This window comes from Paenibacillus antibioticophila (genome assembly GCF_000455265.1).
In the GTDB taxonomy this organism is placed as follows: Bacteria; Bacillota; Bacilli; order Paenibacillales; family Paenibacillaceae; genus Fontibacillus; species Fontibacillus antibioticophila.
On sequence record NZ_HG005141.1, the window covers coordinates 397,025 to 414,205 of the forward strand.

Sequence of the window (17,181 nt, forward strand, 5' to 3'; positions counted from 1 at the left end):
TTGATAACAAAATCATAATCACTCTATATATAGTTGTCAAATGATAATTGTTTATTGATATGTATTTTGTTATGTTGATTCAGAGGTGAGCACATGGATCGTCATCAATTATTTCAACAATTCGTCGCGTTTACGACAGCGGTGCATGAGGTGAAGCATGGAATGACCAAGGACCTGCGGGGCCATGATCTGACGGCCGTTCAGTATAATATTATGGAATATATCACCGTGAGTCAGCCGGTAACACTGAGCGAAATCAGCGATTGTCTGCATCTTTCGATGCCGAACGCCAGCCGGGAAATGCGGAAGCTGCTGGACAAGGGACTCTGCACGAAGGATACGGCCGCTGAGGACCGCAGGGTACAGTACATTCGCCTATCCTCACAAGGACAAGCCCTGATGGAGGGAGCCTTCCAACGAGTGGAGCACCGCTTCCAGCAGCATATCAGTCATCTCTACGAGCATGAGCTGAAGGCTGTTCACGATGCATTGCAGCTGCTGCAAACCAAGGTGTTCCGGTCTTGATCCCTGGGGGGCAGAGGCTGGTTCCCTTTTTTCATTTAATCCCAGTTAAACTGGGTTACTTCTTTTTGTTCCTTTTCTCGCTGAATGGATCTTCATATTCTTTTACACTCAGCTTATCCATCGCTTGGCCGTGTGCTTCTTGTTCACGAATGTACTTTGCTACGGTGGCTTCATTCAACCCCACTGTACTCACATAATACCCCCTCCTTTCAATTGAGCCTGAACATCTCAATTTTATCGGGATGGTCTTGGTGGTCAAACCCTCGATCCCTCCACCCGCATAGCGGGTGGTTTTTTGTTTCCCACGCTTCGCGTGCTCAACTGGCTAAAGCCTAAAGAAAACGCCTCTCCGTCAGGAAAGGCGTTAGGGCGTATTCGGGACCACGTCAGTCGATCAACGTCAACTCGTTGTGCATCCTATAAGCAGTACTTTTAGCCGATTACCTGATTGTCCAACAGCAATCGCTCACGCAGCTTGTCATACGGCACCGCCTGCACCGCGATGTCGGCCTCGAGCGCCAGCGCCGCAGCGGTCGCCGCTGATTGGGCCAGCACCATAAACACCGGCTCCATCCGAATGGAGCCATACGCAATATGCGAGGCCGACAGGCAGACGGGGACAAGCAAGTTTGCGCATTGCTCTTCCTCCGGTACGATCGATCGGTAGCTGATCGGGTAAGGTGAATTCAGCTTGATCTGCACATCCCCCTCGTTCCGGATATCTCCTTCCGGACCGACATGCCGCTGCACATTGTGAGAATCCATCGTGTAGGAGCCGAGACCGACGGGATCGGCGATGGGAGAACGCAGGAAAATATGATTTTCGTTCATAACCAGACCGCTCACCATCCGTCTGGCTTCCCGGACGTACAACTGCGGTGTCCAGCAACCGTTCTCCGCGAACTCGTCGAGCGGCAGCCCCCACGGCTTATAAAATTCACGAATGGCTTCCGGCACGCGAGGGTGGTGCTGCAGCGTCCAAATCAAGCCGCGCTGATAGCGCTCGTGGGCGGCCGCAATTGCCTCCCGCTCCGCATAAGAGGCTTCCGGATAGGCATAGTTGCAGCCGATGAAGTCCGTCGAGAATCCCCTGTCATTATTGGAATCGGTCTTCCGGTTTGGCACCATCCGCAGTTTGAAGAATACGTCCTCGCCCCGTTCGATGGCGCGGAACAGCAGCTCGTAGTCCCGTTCGTCGTAGCCTGCCGGCTGTTCCACGAAGACTCGGTTGTCCGGCGCGTCCGTCAGGCACATCCGGTAACAGTACGCCTGAACCTTGTCGTCGCCCTCGCCGTCCGGCCCCCCGGGTCCGGGATTGACGCCGGGCAGCAACCCGCTCGCCGGGTCGCCCGGCACCACATACGGATCGATGCCCCGGGGCAACTGGTTCTTGACGGCAACCGCAGTCTGAATGCCGTTGTACGTTTCCCCGTACCGGCTGTTCGGCTCTCTGCCTAATGCATACGAGACGTCCGCCGCTTTCATGAGGTCACCCTCGTATCCAGCATCCATGAACATTCTGCCGGTATACGTATGCCCGGACTCCGACCGGATCGATTCGATCCGATTGCCGCGCTTCACGACGGGATCCGCCGGATCGAGCCTTTCGCCGTACCGAACCTCGATGCCGTATTCCGCCACCCAATCCTCGAAGACGGACAGCGCCGTCTTCGGCTCAAACATCCAGACCGCTTCGTCCGAACCATACTTCCGGCCGACGCGCTTGTAGAACTCCAGTGACAGGCCGCCGATCACCGACTTGTCGCCGAAGTCCGTATCACCCAGCCCGCCGCTGCTTAAGCCTCCCAGCCTGCGGGATGGCTCGAGGACAATCGGGTTCATTCCCATGCGGCGAGCTTGAACTGCGGCGGCCAGGCCTGCCGCGGTGCCGCCGTAAATCACCAGGTCGTAAATCATCGCTCTAACGGCCTCCTTTCGCTCCCGGCTTGCTTCCTTCCAGACAAAGCCGGACCAAATCGTCTACATGCGCGGTGGCCAAGCATTCCACGGTGTCAGCCGCGCCATAATAAATCTTGACTTCGCCATTGTCTTCCAAGATCATGCCGCCCGGGAAAATAACATCATTGCGAAAGCCGCCTGCCGTCTCGTAAGGCGCTTCGGGCGCCAGCAGCAGCCCGTCGTACCTCCCAACAACCCGGCTCGGATCGTCCGCATCGAGCAGCATGAGGCCGGCGCTGTACCGCTTGGTCCAGGCTGCTTCCCAGCCGTTCTTGCCCCGCTGCGGATCGATGTCGACCGCGTGGAACGTTGTCAGCCAGCCATGTTGCGTACGGATGGGCGGGGCTCCCGGCCCGATCTTGTCATTGGCGAAGCCGACATCCTCAACGCCGAGTACCAGGGAAGATTGTCCCCAGTAGATCAAGTCCGGGGACGACGACAGCCAGATGTCGAACCGGTCGCGTCCGCCCCGCGAGTAGACGGGCATCGGCCGCTCCAACCGGACGTAGCGGCCGTTCACCTTTTCGGGGAACAGCACCATGTTGCGATTGTCCGGCACACTCAAGGAAAGTACGTCAAACGTCTCGAAGTCTTCCGTCGACGCGATGCCTCCACGCAAGCCGTGGCGGGTATCCACGGCGAAGCAAACGTAAACCTTGCCGTCGATGACAGTCAACCTGGGGTCGTACACGCGAACGGTTTCTTCGTCATGCCATTGCCAGCAAGGCTTCGGCTGTACGTCCCAATGAATGCCGTCTCGGCTGAACGCCAGGCCCAGATTGGTCGTATGACCGGGTGCAACCTGCTCGATCGAAGCATCGCCGTAATCGTTGCGGAACACCATCACATAGCGGCCTTCATATTTGGCCACTCCGGCATTGAACACCATGGCGGGACCATAGGGTACCTGATGGGGCGCTAGCACCGGATTGCCGGCATAGCGCCGGACGACCGGCGCTGAACGCAGCGGGTCCATTGAAGATTCCATAAACATCGGTCAGCATCCTCTCTCTTGAAAGGCGAGGCCTCGCCGTCAAGGCTAAGCCCCGGATCTTTCTTATTGTTGACTTGCGTACCAGTCGTTCACTTCCTTCTCTACATCCTGACCGCCTGCGTCCCTCCATGCCTTCTGCAGATCGGCGATCGCATTGTCGGACACACCGTCCACGATCATTTTGATCAGGCCATCGTTGACGAGTGTATCCAGCTTGACGCTGTTCGCCGAGTATTTCGGCAAGTACGACGCGAAGGCGAGCGGGTCCATATGAATCTGATCCTGGGGAACCGAGTTGATGATCTTGTAGTTGTCGAACATCGGCTTGCTCTTCTGCAGGCGTGCCTGCCAGTACTGGACGAAGTTCGCTTCATCCATCCCGATGACGAAGTTGTTGGATTGGGCGCGATCATCGAAGAATGCGGGATCGATCGGCATGTAATTGCCGTTCTCCATCGTATACGTCTCGCCCTCTTTGCCAATGAACAGTTCCTTGAACGTATTCGGATCCAGCATGGCATTAACCAGCTTAATCGCATCCTCCGGGTGTTTGGCTGATTTGGGGACGAACGTAATCTTATTAAAGCCGCCGATCTCGGTAAATCCGCTTTGTCCGTTAGGCCCCTTTAGAGGAGGTATGAATTGGTAGGTTGCGCCCGGCACGTTCTTTTGAAGCGCTTCGTCAAAACTGGGAATCGACGACCAGATGGACAGATAGATACCGGCCCGGCCGCTGGTGAACTTCTCTGCGGCGGTAGCCGACTTGTTTGTAGCGAATTCCTTGTCTATCAATCCTTGGTCGTAAAGATTCCTGATAAAAGTTATATAGTCCTTGAGTCCAGGGTGATCGACAACGTTCACCAGCTTTCCGTCCACATCGGTCCATGATCCGAAGATCCCATAAGCACCCGTCAGGTTGTCCAGCAATCCGATGGCATCAATCGTCATCGGAATGTTGTTCGCGCCGTTTCCGCCCGGATCCTGGTCCTTAAACGCTTTCAAGACATCGACAAATTCGTCCAGCGTCGTTGGCATCTTCTTGCCGGCCTTCTCAAGCCAGTCGGTGCGGATCAATAAGCCGGAGCGAACGTAGGAGACGTTCAGCGTCGGAATCCCGTAAATTTTCCCGTCGACCGTTACGCCCGCGAAGCTCTTCGGTGAGACAGCCTTCTTGATGTTTGGCCCGTATTGATCGATAAGCGGAGTCAAGTCCGTCAGTGCGCCATTCTGGGCGAAGTTGAAGTATACCTGCTTGTTCATGGCATCCACCAGATCATAATCCGAGTTGGAAGCCATGATTAGGTTCAGCTTGTCGTCCGGATTCTCCTGGGGCAGCATATCGTTCTGCAGCTTGTAGCCGGTCGCCTCCTCCAGGAATTGATTGACCGGATACGAGTTGTAATCGTCGGCCATGTAATTACGCAGCAGTTTCAACGTCGGTTTGTCCTTTGCCGCAGCGTTCCCGCCTTCGTTATTGCCTCCTCCCCCGCCTCCGCATCCGGCCAGGAGAACGGAGAAAACCAGCGGCAGCATGACAGCCGCAGCGAACCATTTTTTCCTCGACATTTGAACCCCTCCATATTGTAAGTAATTATAAATAACCCTTGCCGTTCCGGGAATGAGGTCAGCCCGCCAAGAGATTATTCCGTCTTCGAGCCGCTAAGGCCGATTATCCTTTGACAGAGCCGATGAGAATCCCTTTGATAAAGTGCTTTTGCAGGAACGGATAAACGAGCAGAATCGGGATCGTTGATACGATGATTGTTGCGTTGCGAATGCCTTCGGGCGACACATTCAGCAGCAAGTCGTTGTCTTGGTTCAGCAGGTTCTCATTCGATGCTTGAAGCACGACATCCCGCATGTAAAGCTGCAGCGGCTTCAAGGCCGGATCATTCAAATATAACATGGGATGGAACCAGTCGCCCCAGAAGGAGACGGCATAGAACAAGCTGATTGTGGCGAACACAGGCGCCGAGAGCGGAATGATGATGCGCAGTACAATGCGAAGGTTGCTGGCGCCGTCCAGCTTGGCCGATTCTTCAAGGCTCTCCGGCAGACTTTCGTAGTAATTTTTCATCAGCAACAGATTAAAGACATTGATCAGCGCCGGCAGCACGAGCGACATCAGATTGTTCATCAATCCTAAGTTTTTAATAAGCAGGTAATTAGGGACGAGTCCTCCATTGAACAACATCGTGAAGATGTATAGCAGCAGTACAAACTTGATGCCCGGCAAATGCTTCTTTGATAAAGGATAAGCGGAGACCGCCGTCATGACGACCGAAGCCAACGTACCGACGACGGTCAGGGAGACCGAGATCAGAAACCCTCGCTGGAACATGTTGTCGTCGATGACGAATCCGATGTTCTTCAGGTTGAAGTCGATCGGCCAGAGCCCGACCTTCCCGGAGACAATCGCCCAGTTAGCGCTGAGCGATTTGGCCAGCACATTTACGAACGGAAAGAGGCAAAGAATGCCGGTGCCGGCCAAGATGACGTAGACGATCGATACATAGATTACTTCGGAAAAGGGCCGGCTGCGCGATTGGGTCATCTTTTTTTCACCTCCTCTCGTCACCAGATGCTCTTGCCTGTGATCCGCTTAGACAGCTGATTGCCGCCGATGACCAGGATGAAGCCGATCACCGACTCGAACAACCCGACCGCGGTGGAGAAGCTGTATTCCATGGAAGTCAACCCCATTCGGTAAATGTAAGTGCCGATGACGTCCCCCGTTTCGTATACAGTTGGGTTATACATCAGCAGGATTTGCTCGGTTCCCGCTTCCAGCACGCCGCCGATGCGAAGGATGAGCATAAGGACGATCGTCGTAGAGATGCCGGGCAGCGTGATGTGGAGCATCTGACGCACGCGGCTGGCGCCGTCGAGCCTGGCCGCCTCGTACAGCTCTGGATCGAGACCGGCAATGGCTGCGATGAAGATGATGGCGTTCCATCCTGTTTCCTTCCACCCTGCCGTAGCGACGAGAACACTGCGAAAATAATGATTGTCCATGAAGAAGTTCACCGGCTCTCCGCCGAACCAGCCGATGATACTATTGACGATCCCGGTGGACGGTGACAGGATGTTGACGAACAGCCCCGCGATTACGACCCAGGACAGGAAATGCGGCAGATAGATAATCGTCTGAATCGACCGTTTGAACCACATTCTGCCGACTTCGTTCAGTAGCACCGCGATGATGATCGGGATCGGGAACAGGAAGACGATTTTGTACAAGCTGATGAGCAGCGTATTTGCCATAATGAGGCCAAAATCCGCGGAATGAAACAAGCGCTCGAATTGCTGAAGACCGACCCACTCGCTTCCCCCGATACCCTTGAAGATGTTGAAATTCTGGAAGGCGATGACTAGGCCGTAGATCGGTGTGTATTTGAAAATCACCAAAAAAACGAGGCCCGGTATTAACAGCAGATATAAATCATAATTGCGACGAATCTGGGAAAGCCAGTCCGCTCGGCCTTTCATCCCTCTCCTCCTCCTTTCCGATGCAGGTTACGCTTTCATTTTAGCCGAACGAAATTACGGCGCGTGAGGTACAGCATTCAGCTGCGCTGGTCGAATCTTCAGGTATCACCCGCGGCATACAACAAAAAAACGCCCTCCCCGAGTGAGTACTCGGAGAGAACGGATCAAATCACTGAACTCTATGCGGCGGTGGTGGCCCGTCCGGAAACGTCAGGCTGACCGTCGTTCCTTCGCCAGGCATGGACGTAACGTTCAAGCAACCTGCACCTCCGCTATACAGACGCAGCCGTTCCCAGACATTGTACAATCCGTAGCTGGACGTCGAGGTCGGCAGCGACGAGAAGCTTGCGAACAGTTCACGCACCTTATCCTCGCTCATGCCCGTGCCGTTGTCGGCGACGCGGATGACGAAGCCGCCTCCCTGCTCGAAGACTTCCAGCCGGATGCAGCCTTGATGGCCGTCCTCGTTCTGTATACCATGTAAAATCGCGTTCTCGATGATCGGCTGCACGATCAGCTTCGGCAGTAATCGTCCGGCCAGCGAATCAGGATACACCAGCTCGTATTCGAAACTGTGGAACCGCTGCGTCTGGATCTCGAGATATGCCTTCGCGAGGTTCATTTCTTCCTCCAGCGTGACGATATCCTTGCCTTTGCTCAGGCTCAGCCGGAAATACTGCGCAAGCATTTGCAGCATCCGGCTGATATCCTTTGCCCCTTTAGTCAGCGCCATCCAGTTGATCGTATCGAGCGCATTATAGAGGAAGTGGGGGTTGATTTGCGCCTGCAGCACCCGCATCTGCGCTTCCTTCTCCTTTTCCTTTGTCCGATAGTTGTCCTCCAGCAGTTGCTGCAGCGTGCTCAGCATGTGCGTCACGCTTTTCTCCAACTGAATAACCACGCCGCGGCGCCTTGGAAGTCCCTCCTCGATCACCGCCGCGCCCCGCTCCTTCAGCTGTTCGGTGATGTGCCGCAGTCTCGCGATCATGCTGCGGTTGACGTTCGCAAATACGAGGAACGCGCCCAAGATGACCAGCAGCATCAGAGACAAACTCAGAACAATGGAAAAGCCGACGTTGAAGTCAGCATTCGTCCGGTTGATCAGGCGAACGGGCAACAGCGAGACGACCTTCCATCCGTTCTCATCCAACGTGTCGAAAATCATATAATAAGCCTCGTCGCCGATCGTCATGCGCCGAATGCCCGAAGCCTGATCCCGCACCGCGTTGAACATATCCGGCTGCAGCAGCCGCGTGCCGATCAGATCCTCCTGCGTCTGGGATATAATGAAGCCGTCGCCATCGACGACATACATCGTGCGATTCGACTCCTGATACTCCGCCTGCGCGAGAATGGCCGACAGGTTGGCCTCCGGTACGTCCAGCTCCAGAATGCCGACAATTCGAGCGTAATTGCCAGGATCCCGGATGATGCGGGCGGAGGAGACAATCCGAACCGAGCCCGGCGATCCGAGGTAGGAGACTGTTCGCGTGGGAATCCAGTACACGCCGCCATTGCTCCTCATCACCTGCCCGTACCATGGCTCCTCCTTGGCTTCGTCGAGGCTAAAAAAGTTGACGTGCTCGCGAGCGTACATTTTATCGGGATTAACATACAGCTTGATCTTGCGAATGTCATTGCCCTGCAGGCTGCGAACCAGATTGCCCAGTTTGGCCTCCTCCTGAACCTGGCTGTAATGCGTGCCTGCCAGCGGATCGCCAGCCAACGGGTCGTACAGATCCGTGTTCAAGATCAGCGCGTCGGAAATCTCGTCGACTTTGGACAAGCGGTAATCTAAGTTGATCTTAACCTGACGGATCGAATTCAGAATAGACACCGTAACTTGCCGCTCAAAAATGTCCTCGGACCGTTGGAAGTAGTAATGCAACAGCACGCCGGCCGGCAGTAATACAATAAGCAAATAGAGGATAATTGTCCTTCTGCACTCCGCCCACAGCAGACGGAATTTGCGAACCACGCCCATCGCTGGTGCACCGCCTCTCTTCCGATATCAGAGCGCCGCAAGGAATGGGATGGCCAGATCGGCGATCCGCCGGTGGCCCGCCTCGTTTGGGTGCAGCCGATCGCTTGTCAGCACGTCCAGCGTCAGCTTATTGAAACCGCTTTGTGCGTGTAAATCCAGTACGGGCAAAGCGTATGCTTTCCCGAGCAGGACAACAGCCGCCGCGTATTCCGCCAGCAAGGCACCTTGGCCATTGCGCCGCTCGCCGTCAAAGCCATCCTTGTCCCGCTGCAGCGGTGTCCAGAGATTCAGACGGCATAAAGGATTGCGCGCTAGTAAACCTTCGACAAGCGTCTGATAGGCGCCGCAAAAGGTACGGATATCAAAGGGCGCCTGACCGACCGGGCGAAGGTCGCCGAGAGGCATACCGAGACGGTAATCGTTCGTGCCTGCGAAGACGGTGACACAGTCGTAGGTCTCTTCGAGGCGCTCGCCCATGTAAACCGTCGCCCCTTCGTCCCTGTCGCTGCCCGCCGTCATCGGACAGCCGCTCTGGCCATAATTGCCGACTCGCTCGAATGCAAGCGCTTGCGAAACTAGCGGCTGATAGCCGTTTGCAGCAGTAATACTATCGCCGAGCGTCGCCCAGCTTTTGCCCCGCCAACGTTCTCTCATGATCATTACCTCCGATGAATGTCCCTGTATTCACTTGGCGTCATGCCGGTGTATTTGCGAAATTGCTTCGTGAAATAGCTTGGTTCTACATAGCCGATGGCCTGACTGATGTCCGCTAGCTTCTTGTCCGACTCCTTGAGCAGCTCCTTCGCCTTCTCCATCCGGACTCTCGTGATATATTCGTTGATGGTCTCCCCCGTCTCCTGCTTGAAGAGCAGACAGATATACGTTTTGGCCAGATAAACCCGCTGTGCGATATCCGAAATCGTCAAGTTCTCCGCATAACGCTCGCCGATGATTCGTATGATCTTCCCGATGACGTCGTCATGGGCCTTCTTGAACGACTTTGTCTCTACCTGGCGGCAGATCGAAAACAAATAATGCTTTATATGACGGCTCATCTCGTCCAGCGTCTCCAACTTAAGCAGTTGCTCCCACACTTCGGATTCTTCGCCGTTCTGGAGGCCGGTGCGAAGGCCGAATTCGGACAGAAATTGTGAGGCGACGAGCAGCACCTGCAAGCAGATCCGCTGACAATCCTTATAGCCGATCCCGCGGCTGAGGATCAGTTCTCGAAATATCGCCTCCAGCAACTGCTCGATCTGTTCCGCGTCGCCTGTCTTGAGCACGGACGCGATCGCCGCCAGCAACTCGTTGATGCGCCGGTAGTCCACGTCCTTGCTGGCCGCCATTGCGTCATACATGACTGCCTGGTTCCGGCCGAGGAATAACTTGCGTTCGATCGCTTCCGCGGCCGTCTGGTAGCTTTCAGTCAATTGGCCCAGGTGCGCGGCGCTGCCGCCGATGCCGATCGTCAGGTTAATCTCCACCAGCCGTTTTAGGAACCCGTGCAGGCTGCTCGTCAATTCCTCGACGAACGGAAGGAGGATATCTTCTCCCAACGTCTCCGGTAAAGCGATGATGAGCACGTATTCGCCGCGGCGATTTTCGAAGGCATAGCCCGACGTCCGCTGATCGACCAGTTCCTGGCAAATGTTCTGGATCGCAAACGAGATCAGTTGCGTGTTCTGCTCCGACATCGCTTCGAACACGGTAATTGCGTTGTCGATACGGATGATGAGCGCGCAATAAGAAGCGTCGTATGACAGCCGCAGTTCCAGGAAGTCGATTCGCCTCTCGATCTGGGCGCGATCCGGATTACCGTCCCGGATCAGTTGGATCAGGAACTTCTCTTTCAACAGCGGGATGCTCTGTTGCAGCTTGGTGCTCATCCGCTGCAGCAGGTCATTGGCTCTCTCTTCGCGCTTGGACATGTCCATGATTTTCTCGACGACGGCCGTCAGTTCATCCAGGTTGACCGGTTTCAGGATGTAATCCACTGCGTCCATCTTTATTGCCGACTTTAGGTAAGCGATGTCGTCGTAGCCGCTGATATAGACGATCTTGATTTCGGGCATGACCTCCCTCAGCCGTCTGACCATTTCGATGCCATCCATCCCGGGCATCTTGACGTCCGTTAGCACGATATCAGGCCGGCAGCTTTGGGCCAGCGCCAATCCCTTCATCCCGTTCTCGGCCTCGCCGATAACTTCAATACCGTATTCAAGCCAGTTGATGCACACTTTAAGCCCGTTACGGGTCGAATATTCATCGTCGACGATGATCAACTTGTACATGAATGGAACCCCTCCCGGAAAGCGAGGTCTTTTCTCCATTATAAACGGAGGGCACTGATACAATCGTCCTCATTTATAGTCGGATATTCAGTAAAGTGCAGTTAGATTCGCAAAAACTCAGCCCTTCTGAAAAAAACAGACTTTTAGCTGTAGGTGGTACACTTAAACCTGTGAAATTTGGAAATGATGAGGTTTTAGTTGTATGTTCTACAATTCATCGACAAGGTGATCCAGCAATCAGTCAGAATAGGCTTAATGAGCTGAAGCAACCACCAGGAAACAGGGGGTTATCCCCCACAAGAGCAAACCACCCGCCCAACGGGTGGTTATGATTTTTCAGCTTAGAAAATCAAAAACATGGCCATTAAGGCCGAGAACGTATTGGCAATGCCATGAATCAGCCAGCTCGGGAGAATCGATCCATTCGCCTTCTTTTCATTGATCAGCCCCATAAACCAGCCGACAGCTCCTGTAAATATAATGATCAACAAAGCCGTAAAGGCGCCAGTGATTGCAAAAAACATGACTCCGTGCAATAATCCGAACAATAGACTCTGAATCGCATTTCCGATGGGAAATCCTAGCTTTGCCGAGCATCTTTTTAACAAAAAGCCCCGGAAAATAATCTCCTCCGGCAGCGCCGTATTAAAAAATGCATATACCAATGCGGCAGGCAAGGCGGCGATTCCCAGACCGTTAAACTCCGAGGCAGCCGTGTCCGATCCCGATACCAAGGGAAGGATCAACAGCGACAGCAGGAGAAACCCTACAATCACCGCCCCCATCCATACATACAGGCCCTTGCCTTTGGCTTCTCCGATTTTCTTCAAGCCGATCCAGTTCCAGAAGGAGGTTTGCCTTCTCGATGATACAGCCCACCAAATCAATGGAATGGCGGCAAAAAGAAGGATTTGCAGAATACTGCTAATGAGTTTATTCACTAATAATTCCACGCGTTCCCGTCCTTTTTTCCAAAATAAAATAAAAATGTACATAGAAAATATGATCATCAGCCATTAAGGAGGGTTCATTTTTGCTTAAATTTCTTCTAACATTTTCCATAGATTCATTTCTATTTATAGCTATCTTCTGAATCATTTCATCGTATGTCAATTCTTCAGCCCATAATCCATCCTCTAAATAAACAGGTCCATCGCTCTCAAATATCTTATCAAAATCGCTTTTTTGCAGTTCGATTTCCCCATATTCCGTATAATTGGAAACGTTATGCGCAATTTTCTCAACTGCAGTTGCAAATTCATCACTACCCTTTACAGATACGCCTATTATACCACTAAATCAACGTTTCGCCGTCCGAAATATCGGCCCTCTCTACGATCTCCAGAATAAGTTTCCTGTTATGCAGCAAATGCTGCCCCAATTGATTAGGAGGCTCCCCCCCAATCAATCACACGTAACCCTCCGTTCTTTTAAGATAGGAAAAGAATGGCCTGTGCGAACCGAAATAGCAACACCTTCTGCCTCGCGTTGGGATAAGCGATTGAGGCTTACCCTAACTTGCTTTTAAATACTCTGCTGGCGAAGAAGTAGGCGATGATCATAATGCCGACGCACCAGGCAAGCGCGGTCCAGATTTCGCTGCCAACCGATCCTCCATACAAGAGAGCACGAATCGCATTCACGATGGAAGTCACGGGCTGGTTCTCGGCGAACACCCGAACAATTTTAGGCATGGTTTCGGTAGGGACAAAGGCCGAACTGATAAACGGCAAGAATATCAACGGGTACGAGAAGGCCGTTGCCCCTTCCATTGTCTTTGCTGTCAAGCCGGGAATGACCGCCAGCCAGGTCAGCGCCAGCGTAAACAATCCGAGGATCCCGGCTACCGCGAGCCATTCCAGGATACCGGCGCTTGAACGAAAGCCCATCAAAAGCGCAACGAGGAAAACCACCACGACAGTGAGCGCATTGGAAACAAGCGATGTCAATACATGAGCCCATAATACCGACGAGCGCTTGATCGGCATGGTGATGAAACGCGCCATCAACCCGCTCTTTATATCCCCAAACAGCCGGAAAGCCGTGTAAGAGATGCCGGATGCAATCGCCATCAGCAAGATTCCCGGCAATAAATAATTGACGTAATTGTCCGTACCTGACTCTATGGCGCCGCCAAATACGTAGACAAATAACAGCATCATCGCAATTGGCGTAATCGCTACCGTGATAATCGTATCCGGGCTGCGCATGATATTGCGCATTAAACGTCCTAGCAATACCCCTGTTTTGCTTGTCATTTACTTCTCCTCCCTTTTGCCGATGATCGTGAGGAAGATTTCCTCCAAAGTCGGCTGCTTCTCAACGTACTCCACTTTCGCTGGCGGGAACATCTCTTTGAGTTCGGCAAGGGTACCGGTCGTGATTATTTTTCCCCCATGCAGGATGGCGATCCGGTCCGCCAGTTGTTCGGCTTCCTCCAGGTACTGGGTCGTCAGCATGATGGTCGTTCCGCTGCCGGCAAGTTCCTTGACGGTATTCCAGACTTCAATCCGCGCTTCGGGGTCAAGTCCTGTCGTCGGTTCGTCGAGAAAAATGACTGCCGGACTCCCGATCAGGCTCATGGCGATGTCAAGCCGGCGCTTCATCCCGCCGGAATACTGGTCCGCCCGGCGGCCCGCCGCATCGGTCAGGCTGAATTTAGCAAGCAGATTGTCGGCGACTTGAGCGGGATGGGAAACTCCCCGCAGCTTGGCGATCATTATCAGGTTTTCCCTTCCTGTATGCATGCCGTCTATAGCTGCAAACTGCCCGGTCAGGCTGATGCTCTGGCGAACATGATCCGGTTGACGTTGGACGTCAGAGCCGCAAACACTTGCTTCTCCGCCATCGGGCTTCATCAGCGTCGAGAGGATGTTGACCGTCGTCGTCTTGCCCGCTCCATTGGAGCCCAGCAGCGCGAAAATTTCGCCGCGCCGCACCTCAAAATCCACTCCCTCCAAGACTTCCTTGTCTTTAAATGATTTTTTAAGTCCTTTTACGGAAATCGCTGTATTACCCATCTTTTTTCTCCTCCCATAATCAACTATTTAGTAACACTGGTAACATGTATCACTTACTACCTGGCTAAAATAAAACTGAATAGCAAAGGTGGAAGTATCCATTCGGAACCAGCCATTCAGTCGGTTTGATCTACGGTATGATCCGACCAAGTTTTATTTTTTTCTTAATCGCTCCAGAATGCTTTGATTCAGATCTTCCCGATATTTAGCGAAGTAGGTTTTCGCATTGGCCACGAGGCCATCGGCAAACGACGCCACGTCTTCCCCGGTGATCTCCAGCACCTGTCTTCCTTCCGCCGCGCCGGCTTCAAACAAATCGACTAATTCGTATTGCATGTGCAGCATATCCATCCCGTTACCCGCCGAGAAATTCCACATATAGTTTTGGATTTTCTTAAACACATACTGGTAGTCCTCCGGCAATGCCTCCACCCTTGCCATCATCATCTTGTATTCTTTCTTATCGCCGATTAATTTTTTGAACATTTCCAACATGTTGCTTCTCCTCCTTTGGGTTGAACTTCATGGGATGTTCCAATTAGGGTTCGGAATATCTTATGAAGCTAATTGGACTTCAAAGCGTTGATTTTTGACGATAGGAAATCCCATTTTTCCCAAAACGAGGCGAGCTCTTGGCGGCCAGCCTCATTCAGGGTATAGAACTTGCGGGGCGGTCCCATATCCGACGGTTTCTTTTCGATATTCACCAGATTTTTCTTCTCTAATCGCACAAGGATGGTATAAACCGTCCCTTCCACGACTTCGGAAAACCCCAGCTCGTTCAGGCGCCGGGTAATCTCGTAACCGTACGTTTCACGGCGGCTGATGATTTCCAACACGCACCCTTCCAGCGAACCCTTCAGCATTTCAGTTAAATTGTCCATAATCTGCACCCTTTACTTCATTTTGTCGGTAACCTTTTTCGTGGCCTTGTTCATTGCCTGGTTAACGGAGTCTTCGTAGATATCGGTGTACGTTTTGGAGCCTTTGATGAGTTCGTCGCAGAAAGCCGCAACGTCGCGCCCCGTCACCTCGAGGACTCCTTTCCCAAGACTCGCGCCCTCCTCAAATAAATCCACAATCCCCGAGAGCAAGCCGATCCCATTACTGAGTTCAACGGGGCCGACCCGAAAAAGATATTTCTGAATCTCGTTATAGACGATTTGATAATCCTGCGGGAGTGCTTTAACGCGTGCGACGTGAGCCCGCCATTCTTTTTTACCTTGGAGCATTTCTTGAATATTCATGTTATCCCTCCAGCTCCCCTAATTTTTTGGCGACATTCTTGTTGAGCTGCTCGCGCCACTTGTCACGAAGCGACTTGGCCCCTTCTTCGCCGGCCAGCGCTGAACAGAAGCCTTGGATATCGTCACCCAGTACCTCTTGAACGCGCTGACCGTCCGCTGCCGTTTCTTCAAGCCAGCTCAGGGCACCGTCCAGGATGGGCATGAGGTTGCGACCGGTGAAGTCGGAGTGCTGCCAAAGATTCGTTTTAATTTTCTCCCATGCCGCTTGGTAATCCGCCGGCAGCTTTTGAGCCCGCGCTTCAAACCCTTTAAATTCTCTCGTCATGTCATTGCCTGTGATTTTGTCCCAGAAATTCATGGCTCTTCTCCTTCACCTCAATCATTTTCCAAACTATTCTGTCTGACTAATATTCTGTATAACTTAGTACCGATGGAAAAATGAACCGAATAGCGGATGAAAGCTCTTGCTTTCGCTATTCAGTATCGCTGATTACAGGTACATTGTATCACCGAGTAGTCGGGGTGTCAATCGGTTCTTTAAAGAAATTTTGTTAACGGTAGTTTAGACATGTTTCAAAATAATAACTATTTAATTTTTTTCTCGTGGTGCATTTGCAGTATTGGGCAGAGTAGTTCAGTTCATTTTATGGGGCTAGTTTTCTTCAGCTTCACGACCTGCTCTTCAGACAGCCCCGTAACTTTGGCAACCAGCGATATCTCCATTCCCTCGCGAAGCATATTAAGGGCAGTTTTCTCGATTCCCTTCTCCAAGCCTTCTTCCAAACCTTCCTTCAAGCCTTCCTCGTAACCCAAACGACTCCACACAGGCATCAGTTTCATAAGGGCCCTACCTTCCTCCGGATATTGTTCTTTCAACTCTTCCAACAACCGCTTGTCTAGCTCGGGGTCGGCATTAAAATACTGATCCGCCACCGACATGATCAAGGCCATTCGCGCATCATCCAACGTTCCTTGCAGCCGTAAAATCATCCGTAAATACGCGAGGCGTATTTCTCGCTCTTCTCCCTTAGTATAGCCCATTTTCGCCAGCAGTGCAGCAGCCACCGGATTGCCGGAATCGATAAATTGCCGCCAGGGTTGCATCCGCAGTTCCACTTTCATAAATTCAAACCGCAAAATTGACTGCTGCGGCGTGCCCATCTCCAGCGTATTTTTCTCCTCCTTGGCTTCGTCTGCCGTAAAAACGGCAATAGGAATAATGAGTTTACACTCCTTCCGATGCCGCTCAAACAAACGGCTGAAGTAAATGAACATCCGCTCATGGAAGTCGTTCTCCCGGTAGGATTGCGGCTCGATGTGAATTAGTATGTACGCATCCAGCTCCAAATATCTCGTCTCCAGCAGCAGATCCAGCGTCCGCTTCTCCCCGCCAACGATATCCACAAGCAATTCCTGCATCAAAAAACGGGTATGATGATGATCGAGCAGCTTGTCGAACTCAGGAAAGAACAGTTCAATGAACTCTGCAAAAAAGGTTTGCAGCAGTTTCTTGAACGCTTCGTCATGCGAGGTGAATTGCCTGCCTTCCGGCCATCTCGCTTTCTCTTCTTTTACCGCCAGTTCATAAGCACTCATATGTAATCCTTCCTTTCCTGGTAATGTGGCAATTTCGCAACAAAAAAAGCACACCGTCACAGCGCCCCAGAGGCGC

18 protein-coding genes and 2 pseudogenes are annotated in these 17,181 nt (G+C 52.6%); 1 reads left to right on the forward strand and 19 read right to left on the reverse strand.

Going from position 1 to position 17,181, the window contains the following annotated elements:
* The first annotated feature begins 93 nt into the window (after nt 1-93).
* The gene (locus tag TX85_RS18855; protein ID WP_044481273.1) at nt 94-525 is read left to right on the forward strand and encodes a MarR family winged helix-turn-helix transcriptional regulator; all 432 of its coding nucleotides are present in this window, start codon (nt 94-96) and stop codon (nt 523-525) included.
* 55 nt (nt 526-580) lie between these two features.
* Here TX85_RS18855 and TX85_RS26010 read toward each other — a convergent pair.
* From TX85_RS26010 to TX85_RS18935, 19 genes and pseudogenes are all read right to left on the reverse strand, one after another.
* Nucleotides 581-727: pseudogene (locus tag TX85_RS26010) on the reverse strand (IS200/IS605 family transposase); the annotation flags it as partial.
* 230 nt (nt 728-957) lie between these two features.
* On the reverse strand, nt 958-2,442 hold the full coding sequence (locus TX85_RS18860) for an FAD-dependent oxidoreductase (RefSeq protein WP_044481275.1): 1,485 nt from the start codon (nt 2,440-2,442) through the stop codon (nt 958-960).
* A gap of 4 nt (nt 2,443-2,446) precedes the next feature.
* A complete protein-coding gene (locus TX85_RS18865; RefSeq protein ID WP_044481658.1) occupies nt 2,447-3,472 on the reverse strand; it encodes a glycoside hydrolase family 130 protein in 1,026 nt (341 codons plus the stop codon).
* A 69-nt stretch (nt 3,473-3,541) separates the two neighbouring features.
* The gene (locus tag TX85_RS18870) at nt 3,542-5,044 is read right to left on the reverse strand and encodes an extracellular solute-binding protein (protein ID WP_044481276.1); all 1,503 of its coding nucleotides are present in this window, start codon (nt 5,042-5,044) and stop codon (nt 3,542-3,544) included.
* A 103-nt stretch (nt 5,045-5,147) separates the two neighbouring features.
* Entirely contained in the window at nt 5,148-6,032 is an 885-nt protein-coding gene (locus TX85_RS18875) for a carbohydrate ABC transporter permease (protein ID WP_044481277.1), read from the reverse strand.
* 20 nt (nt 6,033-6,052) lie between these two features.
* A complete protein-coding gene (locus tag TX85_RS18880; RefSeq protein ID WP_044481278.1) occupies nt 6,053-6,967 on the reverse strand; it encodes an ABC transporter permease in 915 nt (304 codons plus the stop codon).
* 169 nt (nt 6,968-7,136) lie between these two features.
* Complete coding sequence (locus TX85_RS18885; RefSeq protein ID WP_044481280.1) at nt 7,137-8,951, reverse strand: cache domain-containing sensor histidine kinase; 1,815 nt, start codon at nt 8,949-8,951, stop codon at nt 7,137-7,139.
* A 27-nt stretch (nt 8,952-8,978) separates the two neighbouring features.
* Nucleotides 8,979-9,605, reverse strand: coding sequence for an SGNH/GDSL hydrolase family protein (locus tag TX85_RS18890; RefSeq protein WP_049895069.1), 627 nt, complete (start codon nt 9,603-9,605; stop codon nt 8,979-8,981).
* Between the two features lie 5 nt (nt 9,606-9,610).
* Nucleotides 9,611-11,242, reverse strand: coding sequence for a response regulator transcription factor (locus TX85_RS18895; protein WP_044481283.1), 1,632 nt, complete (start codon nt 11,240-11,242; stop codon nt 9,611-9,613).
* Nucleotides 11,243-11,583: 341 nt separating this feature from the next.
* A complete protein-coding gene (locus tag TX85_RS18900; protein ID WP_199558843.1) occupies nt 11,584-12,183 on the reverse strand; it encodes a CPBP family intramembrane glutamic endopeptidase in 600 nt (199 codons plus the stop codon).
* Nucleotides 12,176-12,340 (reverse strand): hypothetical protein, encoded by a 165-nt coding sequence (locus TX85_RS26870; RefSeq protein WP_158297355.1) that lies wholly within the window; start codon nt 12,338-12,340, stop codon nt 12,176-12,178. The genes TX85_RS18900 and TX85_RS26870 overlap by 8 nt, the downstream gene beginning before the upstream one ends.
* A 199-nt stretch (nt 12,341-12,539) precedes the next feature.
* A pseudogene (locus TX85_RS27705) lies at nt 12,540-12,650 on the reverse strand (23S rRNA (adenine(2058)-N(6))-methyltransferase Erm(K)); the annotation flags it as partial.
* Between the two features lie 100 nt (nt 12,651-12,750).
* A complete protein-coding gene (locus TX85_RS18905) occupies nt 12,751-13,500 on the reverse strand; it encodes an ABC transporter permease (protein ID WP_044481285.1) in 750 nt (249 codons plus the stop codon).
* Nucleotides 13,501-14,262 (reverse strand): ABC transporter ATP-binding protein, encoded by a 762-nt coding sequence (locus TX85_RS18910; RefSeq protein ID WP_044481287.1) that lies wholly within the window; start codon nt 14,260-14,262, stop codon nt 13,501-13,503.
* A gap of 153 nt (nt 14,263-14,415) precedes the next feature.
* Nucleotides 14,416-14,757 (reverse strand): DUF1048 domain-containing protein, encoded by a 342-nt coding sequence (locus TX85_RS18915; protein ID WP_044481288.1) that lies wholly within the window; start codon nt 14,755-14,757, stop codon nt 14,416-14,418.
* Nucleotides 14,758-14,825: 68 nt separating this feature from the next.
* Nucleotides 14,826-15,146: a PadR family transcriptional regulator gene (locus TX85_RS18920; protein WP_044481289.1), complete on the reverse strand. Its 321-nt coding sequence runs from the start codon at nt 15,144-15,146 to the stop codon at nt 14,826-14,828.
* A gap of 12 nt (nt 15,147-15,158) precedes the next feature.
* Complete coding sequence (locus TX85_RS18925) at nt 15,159-15,509, reverse strand: DUF1048 domain-containing protein (protein ID WP_044481291.1); 351 nt, start codon at nt 15,507-15,509, stop codon at nt 15,159-15,161.
* A 1-nt stretch (nt 15,510) separates the two neighbouring features.
* Nucleotides 15,511-15,867: a DUF1048 domain-containing protein gene (locus tag TX85_RS18930; RefSeq protein ID WP_044481292.1), complete on the reverse strand. Its 357-nt coding sequence runs from the start codon at nt 15,865-15,867 to the stop codon at nt 15,511-15,513.
* A gap of 281 nt (nt 15,868-16,148) precedes the next feature.
* Nucleotides 16,149-17,105: an Rpn family recombination-promoting nuclease/putative transposase gene (locus tag TX85_RS18935; RefSeq protein ID WP_049895070.1), complete on the reverse strand. Its 957-nt coding sequence runs from the start codon at nt 17,103-17,105 to the stop codon at nt 16,149-16,151.
* Nucleotides 17,106-17,181: the final 76 nt, after the last annotated feature.